Source organism: Nocardia coffeae, from assembly GCF_019890715.1.
GTDB lineage: Bacteria > Actinomycetota > Actinomycetes > Mycobacteriales > Mycobacteriaceae > Nocardia > Nocardia jiangxiensis.
Map to the genome: position 1 here is coordinate 363,633 of NZ_JAINZY010000006.1, position 17,888 is coordinate 381,520.

A 17,888-nucleotide genomic window follows, 5' to 3' on the forward strand; every position below is an offset into this window, starting at 1 on the left:
CCCTGGTGGCAGCTCGATTGTCGTAATTTCCGGTGAGGCGGTAGAGATGGCCGAATCAGACTCCGTGGGCTTCGGGGCGTCCCCGACATCGCGCACCGTGCGGATCGGCACGGCGGAACGTGAGCAGGCGGCCGCATCGCTGGGCGAGCATTTCGCGGCGGGCCGGCTGGAGGTCGACGAATACGACGATCGGGTGGCGCGGGCGTATGCCGCGAAGACGACCGCGGACCTCGCGGTGCTGTTCAGCGATCTGCCGAGCCCCGTGGTGCCGCAGTCGGCACAGCCCGCGCCTGCCCGGCAGCCCCGGTCGTTGATCCCGGTGGTGGTGTTCGCCGTGCTGATACTCGCGGTCGTCCTCGCTGTGACGGTCCACGTCGTCCCGTTCTTCGTGTTCCCGGTGCTGTTCTTCATCTTCCTGCGCGGTCGTCGCGGCTGGGCGCGGCAGTATCGCGGGCCGCGGCGGTACTCCCGGATGTGATCCGTTCGCCGGACGCGCTGGCGCGCAACGCTTTCCCCGCACTGTCGGCAATATCGTGATCCATCTCACCGAAGTGGTTCACCTGCTGGTTGTCCGCGGTACCGGCGGTGTGCACCCGGCAGGGGTGGCGCACCGCAGCGGTTCCGGGCACTCTCGTCGAGGGAAACCTTGTCAGGCAATGTGATCCAAAAACGACCGCCCCCGCGAGGCTTCCGCCAGAATGGATGCGGTCGAAACGTCGGGGGTCGGACGTGTCGGTGGAACAACCGACGGATTTGAGGGGAATGCATATGAGAGCCAAGAAGTTCGCTGCTACCGCGCTACTCGCGATCGGCGCCACCGGCGTCACCGCGGGTGTCGTGCAAGCACAGCCTGTCACGCCTGCCGCCACCGCCATTCAGGGTGCCGATCACGGCGTGCAGTATTCGGTCGCGCCGACCGCGGACCACACCGGTGTGGCCACGACCGTCGCGGCGGGCCGGTTCGCTCTGACGCCCGACGCCCGGGCGGTCACGCTCACCGATGCCTCGGGCGCGGTCGTGGCCTCTGTTCCGCTGGGCCTGCGGTCCGCCGCCGGGATCGTCGGCCTGACCCCCCGGATTGCCAACGACGGCCGAACCCTCACCCTCACACCGCAATCCGCGTCGTCGAGCGTCGTCAAGTCCATCGACGAGGCGGACACGACCGCTCGCAAGCAATACAACGCCGGTGTGGGCGCCCTGATCGGCGCTGGTATCGGTGCGGTGATCGGCTTCTTCCTCGGCGGCGTCGGCGCCTTGGTGACCATTCCGCTCGGCGCCGGCATCGGCGCCCTGATCGGTTACTCCACCCCGTAGTTCGAAACCTCTCGGCCGGTATTCAGCGGACGAGATCTCTCCTCGCGCAGCGTCGTTCGGGCATCGACCCGGACGGCGCTGCGTCGTATTTCGGGCCCGACCCGTGACGTGCCGACGCTCGCAGCGCCGCTGCCGCCGGGTATTCCCCGTGTCATTCCGAAAATGGCGCTGCGACGCATGCATCATGCGGAAGTATCAGCGAGCTTTCGAATCTGCTCGACTCGCGCGGAAACTCAGATCTGTGCGTTCGCGTCGACTCGCGAAATATCGGCCGGGTCCGACATGACGTCCGGATTCTCGTGCGGGACCGTGTTCGCCCCGGGGAATTGATCATCCGTGGAATTGCCTGGTTCGGAAGCTTCGGGCGCGCCGGAGACTTCATGCAAGCCTGCGCCGAGTTCGCCGACGCGATCAACTACGGGGAGATCAGGTGCGGCCGTGTGAGGTTCGGTGAGGCGATCGTCGCTGGGAAGCTCGGGTGCGACCGTGCCGGGTTCGGTGGGGAGGTCGCTGCCAGGAGTACCGGGCAGGTCGACGCCGACGACAGGCAGATCGGCTGTGTCGGCCCGACGTTCGGGCAGGGAGTCGAATTCGCTACGGAGCAGGTCGATCTCGGCGGCCAGTTCGTCGCGGAGTTGTTCGCGTTCGGCGAGGCTGGCGCGCATACCCTCGAGGGTGTCGTCCATGGCGGCCAGGCGGCGGTCCGCGCCCTGGAGCTGCCAGGTGATGACGGTGCGGCGGTCCACGTCGGCGCTGGCCGCGCCGACCCAATCGATGACGTAGTCCAGCCAGTCGGGTTGTTTGGGCATGGTCACGGTCTCGTCCCAGCCCTGCCGCAGTGCGGGTTTACCCGAGATCACCCGTTCGCCGACCTCGGGCGCGTGCATCTGCACCATGCTCAGCTTCCCGGCGCTGGTCACCACCGCGGTCAGGCGGTAGCGGCCCGCCAGATGCATGCGCAGTTCCGCGGTGCCGCGGCCGTCGGCGTCCATCACGCCCAGCCACGGCCCGTCCGCGGCGTCGAGGATCGACTCGATGACGCCGAGTTGCCCGACGCCCCGTCGCAGGCGAGTTGCCCGCTTGCGCAGGTCGTTCGGTGTAGCCGTCATCTGATCCCAGTGCATGCATCACCTTTCCGCTCGGCAGGCCGGACCGGGTGCCCACACTACTCACGATGCGGTGTGCGCCTGCTCTTGCTCGGTCAGCGTCCGCACGACGACGTCCAGGAAGGCGTCCACCTCGTCGGCGTAATAGGACGGGCCGCCGGGTTCGGCCGGGCAGAAGTCGATCGCCCGCGCGTCCCGGCTGCTCAGGCCGGTGGGTCCGGCGTGCGCGAGGGTGGCGGCGACGATGTCGAGGAAGGTGTCGACCTCGGCGGCGGCATAGCCGTCACGTCCGGGCGGGGGTGCGGAGAACCGGAGCCGCTGGATATCGCGCGGGCTCAGCCGCTCGGGCCCGGGGTGCGGTGCGTCCCCGCGGCGCGCGTATTCGAGATCCACGCAGGCGCGATCCAGATAATCGTCCACCTGGTCGCGATCGTAGCCACGGTGCCCGAATGCGGCAGCGGCGAATTCGTGTTCGCGGATCTGCGCGGCGCTGAGCATCGTGGAGCCCTGGAACGCCGCGGCGATCCGCTCGCAGAAGGCGTCCACCTCGGCCGCGTCGTAGCCGCGCTGTCCCGCGGGGGTTCTGGCGAAGCGGGCCATCCGCTCGTCCTCGGTCGTCACACCGAACATTCTTACTACGGCTCGACGCGAATGTAGTGCGGGTCACGATAATTCGATCCGTTGCCGGGCGACCGGTCCGGTGGTGGGTGTCCTGCGGCAAATAATGTGTCATTCTGTATCAGGTACTTTGCGTAACGGGAGGTTCGTCGTGGCGCCTCGATTCGATGCGATCGTGGTCGGAGCCGGGTTCGGTGGCATGGGTGCGGGCATCGAGCTCGACCGGCTCGGACTCGGCGATTTCGTGATCCTGGAGCGCGAGAGCGATCTGGGCGGGACCTGGCATGTGAACCGCTATCCCGGACTCGCGGTGGACATCGCCTCGGTCACCTACTCGTACTCCTTCGAACCCAATCCGCACTGGTCGCGACTGTTCGCACCGGGTGCGGAGCTGAAGCGGTACGCCGAACACGTCGCGGACAAATACGACCTGCGTCGGCGGATGCGGTTCGACACCGTCGTCTCCGGCGCCCGCTGGGACGCCGAACACAACCAGTGGGTGGTGAACATCGAGGGCGGTGAACCGCTGACCGCCAGGTATCTGCTCACCGCGACCGGTTTCCTGTCCCAGCCGTACACCCCGCCGTTCGCGGGTATCGAGACCTTCGCGGGCAAGATCATTCACACCACTGCCTGGGATCAGGACTACGACCTGACCGGCCGCCGGGCCGCGATCATCGGCACCGGCGCGACTGCGGTGCAGCTGGTGCCCGAAGTCGCGCGCGTGGTGGACGAGCTGACCGTGTTCCAGCGCACCCCGATCTGGGTCGTGCCCAAGATCGATATGCCCATCCCGCCGGTGGTGCAGAACCTCTTCGATCGGGTGCCGCTCACCCAGCAGGCCGCCCGCCTGGCCAACACCACCGCGCTCGAGGCGATGATGGTGATCGGCGTCCTGCACTTCCGGCAGGCCAAACTGCTGAACCGGGGCGCGGGCCTGCTGGCGAAGGCGCATCTGCGGACCCAGGTGCGCGATGCGGAGACCCGGCGTGAGCTCACCCCGCACTACGACTTCGGCTGCAAGCGGCCGACGTTCTCGAACAGCTATTTCCGGACGTTCAACGAACCGCACGTGCATCTGGAGACGACCTCGATCGAACGCGTCGAACCGGGCGGCATCGTCACCGCCGACGGGCGCACCACCGAGATCGATACGTTGATCCTGGCCACCGGCTTCAATCTGTGGGACGTGAACTTCCCGGCCATCGAGATCATCGGCCGCGACGGGGTGGATCTCGGAAAGTTCTGGCGGGACAACCGATTCCAGGCGTACGAGGGCATCACGGTGCCGAAGTTCCCGAACTTCCTGAGCCTCAACAGCCCGTACTCCTACAGCGGCCTGTCGTACTTCACGACCATCGAGGCGCAGATGAAACATATGGGCCGGTTGTTCGGGGAGATGTTCCGGCGCGACGCCCAGGTGTTCGAGGTGACCGAGCGAGCCAACACCGAATTCCTGGACCGGGTCACCGAGAAGCTGGCGTCCTCGGTGTTCTACGACGGGCACTGCTCGACCGCGCGCAGCTACTACTTCAACCAGCACGGTGAGGCCGCACTGCTGCGTCCGACAAGCACCCTGAACGCCCATCGCGAGGCGGTCAGCTTCCCGCTGGACGACTACCTCTACGCACACGCGTAGTCCGCTTTGTCGCCCTCGGCGCGTTCGCGGGGCGGCCGCGCGGCCCGCAGGTCCCGCGGTGGGGTAGTGTTCGCCCGACCCCGGGGACGGCCGCCCGGTCGCGACGGCGTCGGCGTCGGTACGGGTGCTCGAAACGACCGCCGTGGGCGGTAACCGCGAGCTGATGGCAGACTGGGGTACTACGCTGGCAGTTCGGCGTCCGCCGGACCGCTCCCACCGACAGACCTAGGACCGACGACAACGATGGCTCAACTGCTGTTTCCCCTGCTGCTGGTAGCCCTGCTGGTGCCGATGTTCCTCGGCGTCCGCCGACAGAAGCGCGAGGCCGCCAACACTACCTCCATGCAGGAGAACCTGAAGGTCGGCGATCGGGTCACCACCACCTCGGGCCTGTACGGCACCGTGGTCGATCTCGACGAGACGACCATCGACCTGGAGATCGCCGAAGACGTCGTGACCACTTGGCTGCGCGCCGCCGTGCGCGATGTGCGCACCGACGACGCCACGGAATCGGCCGAGGTCGAGCCGCACGACTCCGAGGTCGAGGCGACCGAGCCCGAGGGCTCCGCCACCACCGCGGCGCAGCCGCCGCACACCGCGGCCGACGGCGCCACCGTGGAGGAGTCCGTCGAGGACACCAACGCCCGGCTGACCAAGGAATGACCCACCCGCGTCGTCGCCCGGCCGCACCGGCCGTGTGCGACGGCGCTGCGGCATGTCCGCAGTCGACTGCTCGACCGGCATCCGCCTGCTCACCCTGTCCACTGCCCGGCCCAACACCGTCCAGGAGATAAGAACTGTGCCACCTTCCAAGGGAACGGGGCATCCGCTGCGGTTGCTCGGCGTCTATGCGCTGCTGCTGATCGTGATCTACGGCCTGGTGTTCTTCACAGATGCGAAGACCGCAGCGGCCAAACTCGGTATCGACCTGCAAGGCGGCACGCGTGTGACGCTGAGCGCGCGCACGCCGGATGGCAGCAAGCCGAGTCAGGACAGCCTCAAACAGGCCCAGCAGATCATCGAGTCCCGAGTGAACGGCCTCGGCGTCGCCGGGTCGGAGGTCGTCATCGACGGTGACAACCTGGTGATCACGGTGCCCGGACAGAACGGTCAGCAGGCCAAGTCACTGGCCACCACCGCCAAGCTCTACATCCGCCCGGTCCTGCAGTCCGGTCAGCAGAACGCCGCGGGCGGACTTCCGGGCGGCCCCACCGGCAACGTCACTCCGGGGCTGCCGCTGCCGGGCATGACGCCGCCGGGCACGCAGCAGCCGGGCAATGCGACACCGGGTAAGGCCACGCCCGCGCCGGGCGCGCAGAAGCCCGCGACGGCCAACCACGCTCCGCAGAACCGCGTGTTCCCGGCGGACTACCAGGTGCCGCTCGCGCAGGATCTGAGCCACCAGCAGGCCCCGACCACGCCGCCGGCCACGCCCAAGAAGCCCACGCCGTCGACGACGCCCAAGCCCGGCACTCCGGCTCCGACCACCTCGGCCCCGGCCCCGGCGAACACGCTCAGCCCGGCCGAGCAGACCAAGAAGGCCATCGCCGAGGCCAAGCTGATCCGGCAGAGCACCGACCAGCAGATCCAGCAGTACGCGCTGGCGACCCTGGATTGCAGCAAGCCCGATCCGCTGGCCGGTAACGACGACCCGAATCTGCCGCTGGTCACCTGTGCGACCGACGGCACCGGCACCTACCTGCTGGACAAGAGCCGCATCGACGGCCAGGACATCAAGGACGCCAGCGCCTCGTTCAACCAGCAGCAGTCGCAGTGGTCGGTGGACCTGACCTTCAAGCACTCCGATCCGTGGGCCAAGCTCACCGGCGACTACGTGAACCAGCAGGTCGCGTTCGTCCTCGACTCGAAGGTCGTCAGCGCGCCGGTGGTGCAGCAGGGCCCGCAGGAGGGCGGCACCACCTCGATCACCGGGCACTTCAACGCGACCACCGCCAAGGATCTGGCGAACCAGCTGAAGTACGGTTCGCTGCCGCTGTCCTTCGCCACCTCCGAGGCCGAGACGGTCTCCGCGACGCTGGGCCTGTCCTCGCTGCACGCGGGTCTGATCGCCGGTGCGATCGGTCTGATCGCGGTGCTGCTGTACTGCCTGCTCTACTACCGGATGCTCGGCTTCCTCGCCGGATTCTCGCTCGTCGCTTCGGGTTTCGCGGTGTACGGGATCATCGTGCTGCTGGGCCGGTGGATCAATTTCACCCTGGACCTGGCCGGTATCGCGGGTCTGATCATCGGTATCGGTATGACCGCGGACTCGTTCGTGGTGTTCTTCGAACGCATCAAGGACGAGATGCGCGAAGGCCGAAGTTTCCGTTCGGCGGTGCCACGCGGCTGGTCGCGAGCCCAGCGCACGAACCTGTCGGGTAAGACGGTCAGCCTGATCGCCTCGGCGGTGCTGTACATCCTGGCCGCCGGTCAGGTGAAGGGCTTCGCCTTCACCCTCGGTCTGACCACCGTGCTCGACGTCATCGTGCTGTACCTGGTCACCTCGCCACTGATGATGCTGGCCTCGCGCTCGCCGTTCTGGGCCAAGCCCTCGGTGAACGGCCTGGGCGCGGTGGCGCAGTACGCCCGTGAACGCAAGGCCGCCGCCGGCGTCCCGGCCGGCAAGGAGGCGTGATGAGCAACCCGAGTTCCGTCATGGAGACCGACACCGTGAACGATCAGGCCGCCGCCGCGCCCAAGCACGGATTCTTCGAACGGCTGTACACCGGCACCGGTGGATTCCGGATCGTCGGGCGACGCCGGATGTACTACGTCATCGCCGCGGTGCTGATCCTGATCGCGCTGCTGAGTATCGGGCTGCGCGGATTCACCCTCGGCATCGACTTCGCCGGTGGCACCCGGATCCAGCTGCCCGCCGCCGCGGGGACCAGCACCTCGCAGGTCACCGATGCCTATGCCAAGGCACTCGGGCACGATCCGGTCACCGTGCAGAAGGTCGGCTCCGGCGCCGCGGCCTCGTACGAGGTCCGTTCGGACACACTGGATGCCACGCAGCAGGACAAGGTGCAGACCGCGCTGTTCGACGCCTTCCATCCGAAGGACTCGACCGGAACGGTCAGCCGCAACGCGATCAGCATCGCGGAGATCAGTTCGACCTGGGGTGGTCAGGTCACGCGCAAGGCGCTCATCGCGCTGGGCGTGTTCGTCCTGCTGACGATGATCTACATCGCGATCCGGTTCGAACGCGATATGTCCATCGCCGCGATCGCCTCGCTGTTCTTCAACCTGATCGTGACCGCCGGGCTCTACTCGATCGTCGGCTTCGAGGTGACCCCGGCCGCGGTGATCGGTCTGCTGACCATCCTCGGATACGTGCTCTACGACAACGTCGTCGTCTTCGACAAGGTCGAGGAGAACACCCGAGGCGTGCTGCACCGCACCAACCGCACGTATGCGGAATTCGCGAACCTCGCGGCCAACCAGACGCTGATGCGTTCGATCAACACCACCATCATCGGCATTCTGCCGATCATCGGCATGCTGGTCATCGCGGTGTGGCTGCTGGGCGTCGGCACGCTGAAGGATCTGGCGCTGGTGCAGCTCATCGGTATGGTCGTCGGCGCGTACTCCTCGATCTTCTTCGCCGTGCCGCTGCTGGTCTCGATCAAGGAGCGCTGGGGGCCGGTGGCCGCCCACACGAAGAAGGTGCTGAGCAAGCGGGCGGGCCGGGCTGCCCGGTCCGCCGACGACGAGGCGGCTCCGCGTCGTGTGGCGCCCGCGGGCACCGCACCCCGTCGTCGTGAGCCGTCGGGCGATGCGCCCCGGTCCGCCGCGCCGAGGCCGGGTGCGCGGCCGACCGGAAAGCGCCACAAGAACAGGCACTGATCATGCGGGGCGCTGCCCTCGCGCAGTCGCAGCGAATTCAGCGGAGGAAGCTTGCGTAACGACGGAGGGCAGCGTGCGTAACCACGGAGGGGTCGGCACGCGCCGTCGGTGGATGCGGCAAACGATCGGGGTGCTGTCGGCGGGTGCGCTCGTCGGTGGTGCTCTGGCCGGATGTTCGGCGAAGAATCAGGTGCCGTCCATCGGCTATGCGGTCGACGCGGTACCGCTGAGCTACAACGGCGGCACCACGTCGGGCGCGAACGGCGGTGCGGCAGCGATCTTCTCGCGGGTGTCCACCGGGTTCTTCTATACCGGTCCGGACGGTCAGCCGGTCGCGGACACCGATTACGGCACAGCCAAGCAGGTGCCGGGTGATGTGCAGACCATCCAGTACCGGCTGAACCCGGACGGCGTGTACTCCGACGGGGTGCCCACCTCCTGTGACGATCTGGTACTGGAGTGGGCCGCGCGCAGCGGCCGGTTCACCAAGGCCGGTGGTCAGGCGCCGATGTTCGATGCGGCCTCCACCGCGGGCTATCGCGATATCGAGAAGGTCGAATGCCAGCCCGGTTCGAAGGACGCGACGGTGGTCTTCCGCCCGGGGCGGCACTTCCTGCCCTGGCAGACCCTGTTCGGCGCCGCGAATCTGATGCCCGCGCACATCGCGGCGCAGTCCGCGGGCGTGCCGAGTGTGGTCTCGGCGGTGCAGACCGCCGATCCGGCCGTGATGGACAAACTGGCGCAGTTCTGGAATACCGGCTGGAATCTCACGCCCGACAAGCTCGACACCAAACTCTTCCCGTCCTCGGGGCCGTACCGGATCGATTCCTACAGCGCCACCGACGGTCTGGTACTGGTCAAGAATGAGAAGTGGTGGGGTCTGCCGCCGCGCACGCCGCGAATCGTGGTGTGGCCCAAGAACACCGACCTGAAGCAGAAGATGTCCGACAAGGCGGTCGGCGTCGTCGACATCGGCGCGGGGTCGGTCAAGGATCTGGATCTGAGCGGATTCTCGGTGAACCAGGTGCCCGGTCGGGGCGCGGAGCAACTGGTGCTGGCCACGTCGGGGGTCTTCGCCTCGCCCGACGCGCGCCGCGCCTTCGCGCTGTGCGTTCCGCGCAAGACGTTGTTCGACAAGCTGGGACATCCGGGATTCGACCAGAAATCGGGCCTGGGCTCGGGTCCGTTGAATTCCCGTACGACACAGGCGGATTCGCTGTACTACACACCGAGTACCGGTGCGGCCGGCAAGTACCCCGGCGGTGACACCGCCGGAGCGCAGCAGGTCCTGAGTACGGCGGGGGCGAACAATCCGACCGTGCGGATCGGCTATCGCGCACCGGACGATCGGCGGGCGCAGACCGTCGCGATGATCGCCGACGCCTGCCGGGCGGCCGGGATCACGGTGGTGGACGCGGGGTCGCCGACCTTCGTGCCGACTCAGCTCGGCGCCGGTGTGGACGCGGTGCTGGGCAGTACCGCCGGTGCGCCCGGTCCGGCCGGGTCGCTGTCCGGTATCGGCGCCGCGGCGGCGCTGTACACCGGCCAGGGCCTGAATTTCGGTCACTACGGCAACGGCCGTTGCGATGCGATCACCGATCAGCTTGCGGCGGACGATGATTCGACCAACGTGCTGAATCTGGACACCGAGGCCGAGAATCTGCTCTGGAACGAGATGCCGACGATTCCGCTGTTCGACACACCGCGGACGATCGCCTTCGGCACCGGTATGCAGAGCGGGGTCGTGAACCCCACCGAGTCCGGTGCGGGATGGAATATGGATCGCTGGGTGTTGCGGCGGTGAGCGTCCCGGTGTGGCGCGGCCCCGGGGTACCGGGCGTCGGATGAGTGGAGTGGGTGTGGATGAGTAAACACGGTATGACCGAGTCGGCCGACACGGTGGGGGAGCGCGTCGCGCGGGCCGCCGAAGCGGTGCAGCGATTGACTCGATGGCATGACGACTTCCCCACTCCCGGTGTGCGTTTCGCCGATCTGACCCCGGTGTTCGCGGACGCGGACGGATTCCACGCGGTGATCGACTGCCTGGGCGCGTGCGCGCCGGACGCGGATCTGGTGGCCGGGGTGGACGCGCGCGGTTTCCTGCTGGGCGCGGGTGTCGCGGCCGCGCTGGGCACCGGCGTCGTCGCGGTCCGCAAGGCCGGTAAGCTTCCGCCGCCGGTGCTCTCGCGCGAGTACACCCTCGAATACGGTTCGGCCGCACTGGAGATCCCCGCCGACGGCATCGATCTGAAGGGCCGCAAGGTCCTGCTGCTGGACGACGTGCTGGCCACCGGCGGCACCCTGGCCGCGGCGGCGGGACTGTTCGCCGCCGCCGGTGCGGAGGTGACGGCCGCCGCGGTGGTACTCGAACTCGGTTTCCTGGACGGCCGCAAGCATCAGGGCGACTATCCGCTGACTTCGATTGTGCGCCTGTAGTTCCCGGCTGCGGTTGTCAGGTGCCGGGTGGGTGGTTATGCTCGTGCCGCGGCGGCGCGGCCGGATGCCGGGTCGTTCGCGGACACGCCGACATCGTCGCTGACCCTCAGCGACTTCACAGGGATCCGGATTCACAATCAGACTCATGAGCCGAGCGCAGCACACCAGAATCAGCGTCGCCGCCGTGGGCGCGGTGGGAGTCGTCTTCGCGGTCGGTGCGGCGACCGCCTCGGCCGCACCGTCGGTGGACGTGCACGGCGGGAACACCATCACCGCACAGGTCTCCGGCGAGAAGCCGGGACACTCCTGCCGGATCGCGGCCACGGGCGTCGAGACGCCCTGGCGGCCGGTGAGCGGCGACGGCACGGTGCGCCTGGACAGCGGGCCGGTGCGGCACGGGCGGCACGATGCACGGGTGGTGTGTGAGAACCCGCGGGTCGGTGCTGCCTCGGTGCATACGGTCGGGCACGAGCAGGACGTCTTCACCGGGCAGTGGGCGCCGGCCTTCGAATTCCTCCAGCATCACCGGCTCGAATTCCTCACCCCGCGCGAGCACTGATCACGTGCGGCGCTCGGCGCGCACAGCTCAGAACCGGCCCAGTACGCGGGCGACGATCCCGGCCACGAGCAGCCAGAACGCCGCGGCCAGACCGTAACCCACGACGATGTTCAGCTCGTGATTGCCGGTGTCGAACAGGCCCGGGAAGAACAGCGCCAGCGATTCGGCCAGGGATGTGATGACCGAGAAGAGTCTGTTCGTCGGATTCACCCCGAACAGCAACATCAGCATGTGCGCGATCTCGATGAGGGCGAATATGCTGCCGACGGCGCTGACCAGTGCGCCCACCGGACCACGGCGATGGAGTCTGCGATAGCTGTCCATACTGCGCGAATCCCGTCGCCGAATCGCTGAAACCGTTAGGCCACTTGATAAGTCGAGTCTACATCGATCCGAGCGGCGCCGGGGGCGTGTCGCTGTGCGCGCAGGGTCGGCGAAGAATTCCTTGCGCGGATCGGTCCGGTCGGCTAACGTAGCCGAGTCTTGTTTCCGTTGATCGGAGTCGTGCCGTTGCTCTTCTGAGGTAGCCGTCGAGTGGCCCGCATCCCGCGCGCCGCATTCTCGCGACCTCTCTGGAGCGTGCACATGTCTACTTCTGTTTCGCTGTCCGATCTCACGTTCTCCTGGCCCGACGGCACCCCGGTGTTCGACGGTGTGGACACCGTCCTCGGGCCCGGTCACCTCGGCCTGGTCGGCAGCAACGGCGTCGGGAAGTCCACTCTGCTCCGCTTGATCGCCGGTGAGCTGCGCCCCGCGCGCGGTTCGATCACCGTCGGCGGCAGCCTCGGATATCTCCATCAGGATCTCGGCCTGGCCGCAGGTCAACGGGTGGATGAGGTGCTCGGTATCGATCAGGTGCGGCGGGCGCTGCACCGGATCGAATCGGGGGAGGGGACCGAGGCGGACTTCGACGCCGTCGGCGGCCGCTGGGATGTCGAGGAGTCCGCGGTCGCGCTGCTGGGCCGCCTGGGTCTGGACTATCTGGCCGGGGACGTAGCGCAGCTGGATCGCCGCCTGGACACGCTGTCGGGTGGGGAGACGGTTCTGCTCGGCCTGGTCGCCGAACTGTTGCGCGAACCCGACGTCCTGCTGCTCGACGAACCCACCAACAATCTGGATCACCATGCGCGCCAACGGCTCTACGAGGTCGTCGACCAGTTCTCCGGCACCGTGCTGATCGTCAGCCACGACCGCGAACTGCTCGACCGGATGAGCGCCATCGCCGAACTGCGGCGCGGTGAGATCCGTTTGTTCGGCGGGAATTTCGCGGCCTACGAGGAGATCATCGAGGCCGAGCAGGAGACCGCTCGCGCGGCGATTCGCGACGCGCGCAGCGATGTTCGCAAACAATCGCGCGAGTTGGTGGAGGCCCGGATCAAACTGGATCGGCGTCAGCGGTACGGGCAGAAGATGTTCGAGCAGAAGCGCGAGCCGAAAATCGTGATGGGCGAACGCAAACGGCAGGCCCAGGTCGCCGCGGGCAAGTTGCGCAACAACCACATCGCCAAGGTGGAGCAGGCGCGGCAGAGTCTGGACCGGGCGCAGGATCAGTTGCGCGACGATCGGGAGATCCGGGTGGATCTGCCCGGGACGCGGCTGTATCCGGGACAGGACGTCATCGAGCTGGACCAGGTGCGGCTGGCCAACGGACCGGTGGTCACCCTGCGGGTGAACGGCCCGGAGCGGATCGCGCTGACCGGGCGCAACGGTGCGGGGAAAACCACGCTGCTGCGCCGGATCGCCGCGGAACCGCCGAAGGTGCCGTGGCGGATGCTGCCGCAGCGGCTGGACGTGTTCGACGAGCAGCGGTCGGTGTTCGAGAACGTCTCGGCGGCAACGCCGCACGCCACCGCCGAGCGGGTGCGTGCCCAACTGGCCCGCTTCCTGCTCCGTGGCGCGGACGCCGATGTCGCGGCGGGTGCGCTCTCGGGCGGGGAACGTCTGCGTGCGGCGCTGGCGATGCTGCTGCTGGCCGATCCCGCACCCCGGCTACTGCTCCTGGACGAACCGACCAACAACCTGGACCTGCCCAGCCTGGCCCATCTCACCGAGGCGCTCACCGGATTCGAGGGCGCGCTGATCGTGGTCAGCCACGATCAGCGATTCCTCGAGGAGATCGGGGTGACCCGTCGGCTGGAACTCACCGAGGAGGGACTGCTGGAGGATCCGTGACGGGGGCGGTGGTCAGCGGCGCGGCGCGTCCATGATCACCGCCCGGTCGTCCGCGAACTCATGGCATCGCGCGGGAACTGTCCCGGCTCGCTTCGCGTTCTGTATAGAACGCCGGTCTCGACCGGCCGCCGGACGGTCCACCGATGCCGTGTGCGCCCCGGAATCGGGCGCATTTCCCAGGATGCGGCGGTCGTGGGCGGCGGGGATTAAAGTTGGTGGTCTGAGCCCCACCGGCGCATCGGATATGGTGTTCCGGTCGAGGCGGGAGAGGTGGTGGCATGACTCAGCATCTGGAAAAGGCGAATGCCGAGCAAACGATCGCTGGCGATCGCGTAGCGCCTTCTCCCGAGCCACCCGCACCTGCGCCGACGCCGCGTGCCATGCCGCCGCGTCAGCCGGGCAGTCCGGCGGTCGTGTCGACCTCTGCCTCGCGGCGGGTGCGTGCCCGGCTGGCCCGCCGGATGACCGGTCAGCGTGGTATCGCGGCGGTCAAGCCGGTGCTCGAGCCGCTGGCCACGGTGCATCGCGAGCTGTATCCGAAGGCCAATCTGCAGCTGTTGCAGCGCGCGTTCGACGTCGCCGACGAGAAGCATTCGCACCAGTTCCGCAAGTCCGGTGATCCGTACATCACCCACCCGCTGGCCGTGGCCAATATCCTGGCCGAGCTGGGGATGGATACCACCACCCTGGTCGCCGCACTGCTGCACGACACGGTCGAGGACACCGGCTACTCCCTGGACGAGCTGACCGAGGAATTCGGCCAGGAGGTCGCCCACCTGGTCGACGGCGTCACCAAACTCGACAAGGTCAATCTGGGTGCGGCCGCCGAGGCCGAGACCATCCGCAAGATGATCATCGCGATGGCGCGCGATCCACGCGTGCTGGTCATCAAGGTCGCCGACCGCCTGCACAACATGCGCACCATGCGTTTCCTGCCGCCGGAGAAGCAGGCCAAGAAGGCGCGCGAGACGCTGGAAGTCATTGCGCCGCTGGCACATCGACTGGGTATGGCCACGGTCAAGTGGGAGCTGGAGGATCTCGCGTTCGCGATCCTGCACCCGAAGAAGTACGACGAGATCGTGCGTCTGGTCGCCGACCGCGCACCCTCGCGCGACACCTACCTGGCCAGGGTCCGCGCCGAGATCGTGAACACCCTGGCCGCGAGCCGGATCAACGCCAGTGTCGAGGGTCGCCCGAAGCACTACTGGTCGATCTATCAGAAGATGATCGTCAAGGGTAAGGACTTCGACGACATCCACGACCTGGTCGGCATCCGCATCCTGTGCGAGGAGGTGCGCGACTGCTACGCCGCGGTCGGTGTGGTGCACTCGCTGTGGCAGCCGATGGCCGGCCGGTTCAAGGACTACATCGCCCAGCCGCGCTACGGGGTGTACCAGTCGCTGCACACCACCGTCGTGGGTCCGGACGGTAAACCGCTCGAGGTGCAGATCCGCACCCGCGACATGCACCGCACCGCCGAATTCGGCATCGCGGCGCACTGGCGCTACAAGGAGACCAAGGGTAAGCACTCCGGCGATCTCGGCGAGGTCGACGATATGGCCTGGATGCGCCAGCTGCTGGACTGGCAGCGGGAGGCCGCGGACCCGGCGGAGTTCCTGGAGTCGCTGCGCTTCGACCTGAAGTCGCCGGAGATCTTCGTGTTCACCCCGAAGGGCGATGTGATCACGTTGCCGCAGAAGTCGACTCCGGTCGATTTCGCGTACGCCGTGCACACCGAGGTCGGGCACAAATGCATCGGCGCGCGGGTCAACGGGCGTCTGGTCGCGCTGGAACGGCAGCTGGAGAACGGTGAGGTCGTCGAGATCTTCACCTCCAAGGCACAGAACGCCGGGCCCAGCCGCGACTGGCAGAACTTCGTCGTCTCGCCGCGCGCCAAGGCCAAGATCCGCCAGTGGTTCGCCAAGGAACGTCGCGAGGAGGCGCTCGAGGCGGGTAAGGAGCAGATCTCCAAGGAGGTCCGCCGGTCCGGTCTGCCGCTGCAGCGGTTGATGAGCGTCGACGCGATGACCGCGCTGGCCCATGAGCTGCACTACTCGGACATCTCCGCGCTGTACGCGGCGGTGGGCGAGAACCAGGTGTCCGCGCATCATGTCGTGCAGCGTCTGATGGCGCAGCTCGGCGGCGTCGGCGACGTGGAAAACGAACTGGCCGAACGCAGTACGCCCTCCACACTGCCGCTGCGTCAGCGGTCCGGCGGCGACGCCGGGGTCGAAATCCCCGGTGCGCCGGGCACTGTCGCGAAACTCGCGAAGTGCTGCACCCCGGTTCCCGGCGACGAGATCATGGGTTTCGTCACCCGCGGCGGCGCGGTGAGCGTGCATCGCACCGACTGCACGAACGCCGATTCGCTTCAGGCACAACAGGAACGGATCATCGAGGTCACCTGGGCGCCGTCGCCGTCCTCGGTATTCCTGGTCGCCATCCAGATCGAGGCGCTGGACCGCACCCGCCTGCTCTCGGATGTGACCAAGGTGCTCGCCGACGAGAAGGTGAACATCCTCTCGGCCTCGGTGATGACCTCGGGTGACCGCGTCGCGATCAGCAAGTTCACCTTCGAGATGGGCGATCCCAAACACCTCGGCCACCTGCTGAACGTGGTGCGCAACGTCGAGGGTGTCTACGACGTGTACCGGGTGACCTCGGCGGCGTGATCGGTGTCACCCGGCCACGGCCTCCGAGACCGTATCGGCCGCCTGTGCCCGGGACAGCAAGACCGCGCCGACGCACATCACGATCACCGCGACCAACACGAAACCCGTGCCGACCGGACCGCTGCGCAGGCGTTCGTCCAGGACGGTGAGTCCGATGAACGCCGCCCCGAGCGGTTCGGCCACGGTGAACGCGGGGAGCGAGGCGGACAGCGGCCCGACCTGGTAGCCGCGTTGTTGCAGGTAGAGTCCGGCGATTCCGGCGGCGACCAGCGTGTAGGGCTGCCAGCTGGTCAGCACCGGGCCCAGCCCCTGGCCGAACAGTTCGGTGACATGCTCGGTGAGGGCGGCGGAGATGCCGAACAGCAGACCGGCGGCGGTACCGAGCAGCAGCGCCTGCAGGGCGGGAATGCGGACCGTGGTGGCGACCACGATGCCCACCACGATCAGTCCGCCCAGCAGGCCCAGCGGGGCGATCCAGCGATGCCAGGGTGCGTCGGTGTGGCCCTCGGTCGGATCTCCGATGACCAGGAAGACCGCCAGCGCGGCCGACAGCGCGGCGGCCTGCGCCCACATCATCGGCGTCACTCGCCGCCCGCTGTAGTGCGCGGCGAGCGGAAGCGCGAAGACCAGGGAGGTCACCAGGATCGGCTGGACGACCAGCACCGAACCCATGGCCAGGGCCGCCACCTGGAAGCCGAATCCGCCCGCATCGCCGACGATCCCCGCCCACCAGCGCGGATTGCGGATCAATCGGGCGAGCAGGGCGTCGCCCTCGGGCACATCGGCCGCCGCCCGCTGCTGCGCCACGGCGGACACGGCGAACATCACCGCGCCGATGAATGCGCAGCCCACGGCTGCCAGGGGTAGTTGAGCCACGTGCTCAGTCTGCCCGGACCATCCTGGCAACTCGCTCGAGCCCCCCGGCGAGCGCGTTCGGAGGCGGACGGTGTGAGTCCGCGACACCGCGGGGTCGCTGTCCACGTCCGGTGTGGATCGGGTGCGGCTCACGAGTACCCGTCGGTTCGAGCGCGGAAATTACGACTGGCGAAATTTTCGCGAATGCGAATTATGGGTGCCTACGCGGCAATTCGAGAGTTTGTGCATGAAAGTTCGAATTCTGGCAATCTTCCGGCGTGCAATTCGGTTGCGGCGCGGGTTCTTTGCTGTCCGATTCGCTTCATTCGGTAGCGGGATTCGATAACTGAACTGTTGCTGATGTCGTCGTCTCGCGGGCGTGATCCTCGAAAATTCTTCCGGTGCGGTGATGTCCGACGCGGGGATCCTTCCCGTCTCGAGGTCGCATCCCGCAGGATGCACTGCAGAGTTCGCCGGATTCTGTTACGGTCTATTGCGTTTCGGGGCTCACACGGCAACGGCGGCAACTCGAACCGATCACCGACTGCTCTCGCTCGCCGCGGCTCTCGGCCCTCCGAACGCCTTGCACACAGCTGGTTAAGGGGGTCGGACGATGCTGACCGCGCGCACAACCTGGAGCAGGCTGGTCGCGATCGCGGGTGACGCTTCGG

General features: G+C 67.5%; 15 protein-coding genes. 11 read left to right on the top strand and 4 right to left on the bottom strand.

The window, feature by feature from the left end; all coding sequences use genetic code 11:
• The first annotated feature begins 46 nt into the window (after nucleotides 1-46).
• Both K7711_RS23770 and K7711_RS23775 read left to right on the top strand, forming a co-directional pair.
• On the top strand, nucleotides 47-478 hold the full coding sequence (locus K7711_RS23770) for a DUF1707 SHOCT-like domain-containing protein (RefSeq protein ID WP_222971637.1): 432 nt from the start codon (nucleotides 47-49) through the stop codon (nucleotides 476-478).
• 290 nt (nucleotides 479-768) lie between these two features.
• The gene (locus tag K7711_RS23775; protein ID WP_222971638.1) at nucleotides 769-1,314 is read left to right on the top strand and encodes a DUF8020 domain-containing protein; all 546 of its coding nucleotides are present in this window, start codon (nucleotides 769-771) and stop codon (nucleotides 1,312-1,314) included.
• A gap of 233 nt (nucleotides 1,315-1,547) precedes the next feature.
• Here the strand turns inward: K7711_RS23775 and K7711_RS23780 are convergent, their stop codons facing one another.
• Complete coding sequence (locus tag K7711_RS23780) at nucleotides 1,548-2,423, bottom strand: hypothetical protein (protein WP_222971639.1); 876 nt, start codon at nucleotides 2,421-2,423, stop codon at nucleotides 1,548-1,550.
• Nucleotides 2,424-2,483: 60 nt separating this feature from the next.
• Nucleotides 2,484-3,041, bottom strand: coding sequence for a DivIVA domain-containing protein (locus K7711_RS23785; RefSeq protein WP_308014907.1), 558 nt, complete (start codon nucleotides 3,039-3,041; stop codon nucleotides 2,484-2,486).
• A gap of 148 nt (nucleotides 3,042-3,189) precedes the next feature.
• On the opposite strand from K7711_RS23785, the gene K7711_RS23790 reads away from it, so the two are divergent.
• From K7711_RS23790 to K7711_RS23820, 7 genes are all read left to right on the top strand, one after another.
• Nucleotides 3,190-4,677, top strand: a complete 1,488-nt coding sequence (locus K7711_RS23790) for a flavin-containing monooxygenase (protein WP_222971641.1) — start codon at nucleotides 3,190-3,192, stop codon at nucleotides 4,675-4,677.
• A gap of 243 nt (nucleotides 4,678-4,920) precedes the next feature.
• Entirely contained in the window at nucleotides 4,921-5,340 is a 420-nt protein-coding gene (gene yajC, locus K7711_RS23795; RefSeq protein WP_222971642.1) for a preprotein translocase subunit YajC, read from the top strand.
• Nucleotides 5,341-5,476: 136 nt separating this feature from the next.
• Entirely contained in the window at nucleotides 5,477-7,312 is a 1,836-nt protein-coding gene (gene secD, locus K7711_RS23800) for a protein translocase subunit SecD (RefSeq protein ID WP_222971795.1), read from the top strand.
• On the top strand, nucleotides 7,312-8,523 hold the full coding sequence (gene secF, locus K7711_RS23805; protein ID WP_222971643.1) for a protein translocase subunit SecF: 1,212 nt from the start codon (nucleotides 7,312-7,314) through the stop codon (nucleotides 8,521-8,523). Before secD ends, secF begins: the two co-directional genes overlap by 1 nt.
• Nucleotides 8,524-8,635: 112 nt before the next feature.
• Nucleotides 8,636-10,327, top strand: a complete 1,692-nt coding sequence (locus K7711_RS23810; protein WP_222971644.1) for an ABC transporter substrate-binding protein — start codon at nucleotides 8,636-8,638, stop codon at nucleotides 10,325-10,327.
• A gap of 59 nt (nucleotides 10,328-10,386) precedes the next feature.
• Nucleotides 10,387-10,959, top strand: a complete 573-nt coding sequence (locus K7711_RS23815) for an adenine phosphoribosyltransferase (protein WP_222971645.1) — start codon at nucleotides 10,387-10,389, stop codon at nucleotides 10,957-10,959.
• Between the two features lie 145 nt (nucleotides 10,960-11,104).
• Nucleotides 11,105-11,518, top strand: coding sequence for a hypothetical protein (locus K7711_RS23820; protein ID WP_222971646.1), 414 nt, complete (start codon nucleotides 11,105-11,107; stop codon nucleotides 11,516-11,518).
• A gap of 27 nt (nucleotides 11,519-11,545) precedes the next feature.
• On the opposite strand, the gene K7711_RS23825 is transcribed toward K7711_RS23820, so the two are convergent.
• On the bottom strand, nucleotides 11,546-11,842 hold the full coding sequence (locus K7711_RS23825) for a hypothetical protein (RefSeq protein WP_222971647.1): 297 nt from the start codon (nucleotides 11,840-11,842) through the stop codon (nucleotides 11,546-11,548).
• A gap of 261 nt (nucleotides 11,843-12,103) precedes the next feature.
• Here K7711_RS23825 and K7711_RS23830 point away from each other — a divergent pair, with 261 nt between their 5' ends.
• Both K7711_RS23830 and K7711_RS23835 read left to right on the top strand, forming a co-directional pair.
• On the top strand, nucleotides 12,104-13,690 hold the full coding sequence (locus K7711_RS23830; protein ID WP_222971648.1) for an ABC-F family ATP-binding cassette domain-containing protein: 1,587 nt from the start codon (nucleotides 12,104-12,106) through the stop codon (nucleotides 13,688-13,690).
• A 380-nt stretch (nucleotides 13,691-14,070) separates the two neighbouring features.
• Nucleotides 14,071-16,362, top strand: a complete 2,292-nt coding sequence (locus K7711_RS23835; RefSeq protein ID WP_235747711.1) for a RelA/SpoT family protein — start codon at nucleotides 14,071-14,073, stop codon at nucleotides 16,360-16,362.
• A gap of 6 nt (nucleotides 16,363-16,368) precedes the next feature.
• Here K7711_RS23835 and K7711_RS23840 read toward each other — a convergent pair whose 3' ends face one another.
• Nucleotides 16,369-17,238 (bottom strand): DMT family transporter, encoded by an 870-nt coding sequence (locus tag K7711_RS23840; RefSeq protein ID WP_222971649.1) that lies wholly within the window; start codon nucleotides 17,236-17,238, stop codon nucleotides 16,369-16,371.
• Between the last annotated feature and the right edge of the window lie 650 nt (nucleotides 17,239-17,888).

Bases quoted from the DNA above. Each gene is read 5' to 3' on its own strand.
- yajC (WP_222971642.1), top strand. From the start codon at position 4,921: ATGGCTCAACTGCTGTTTCCCCTGCTGCTGGTAGCCCTGCTGGTGCCG.
- K7711_RS23810 (WP_222971644.1), top strand. From the start codon at position 8,636: ATGCGGCAAACGATCGGGGTGCTGTCGGCGGGTGCGCTCGTCGGTGGT.
- K7711_RS23780 (WP_222971639.1), bottom strand. From the start codon at position 2,423: ATGACGGCTACACCGAACGACCTGCGCAAGCGGGCAACTCGCCTGCGA.
- K7711_RS23770 (WP_222971637.1), top strand. From the start codon at position 47: ATGGCCGAATCAGACTCCGTGGGCTTCGGGGCGTCCCCGACATCGCGC.
- K7711_RS23830 (WP_222971648.1), top strand. From the start codon at position 12,104: ATGTCTACTTCTGTTTCGCTGTCCGATCTCACGTTCTCCTGGCCCGAC.
- K7711_RS23775 (WP_222971638.1), top strand. From the start codon at position 769: ATGAGAGCCAAGAAGTTCGCTGCTACCGCGCTACTCGCGATCGGCGCC.
- K7711_RS23835 (WP_235747711.1), top strand. From the start codon at position 14,071: ATGCCGCCGCGTCAGCCGGGCAGTCCGGCGGTCGTGTCGACCTCTGCC.
- K7711_RS23820 (WP_222971646.1), top strand. From the start codon at position 11,105: ATGAGCCGAGCGCAGCACACCAGAATCAGCGTCGCCGCCGTGGGCGCG.
- K7711_RS23825 (WP_222971647.1), bottom strand. From the start codon at position 11,842: ATGGACAGCTATCGCAGACTCCATCGCCGTGGTCCGGTGGGCGCACTG.
- secF (WP_222971643.1), top strand. From the start codon at position 7,312: ATGAGCAACCCGAGTTCCGTCATGGAGACCGACACCGTGAACGATCAG.
- K7711_RS23815 (WP_222971645.1), top strand. From the start codon at position 10,387: ATGAGTAAACACGGTATGACCGAGTCGGCCGACACGGTGGGGGAGCGC.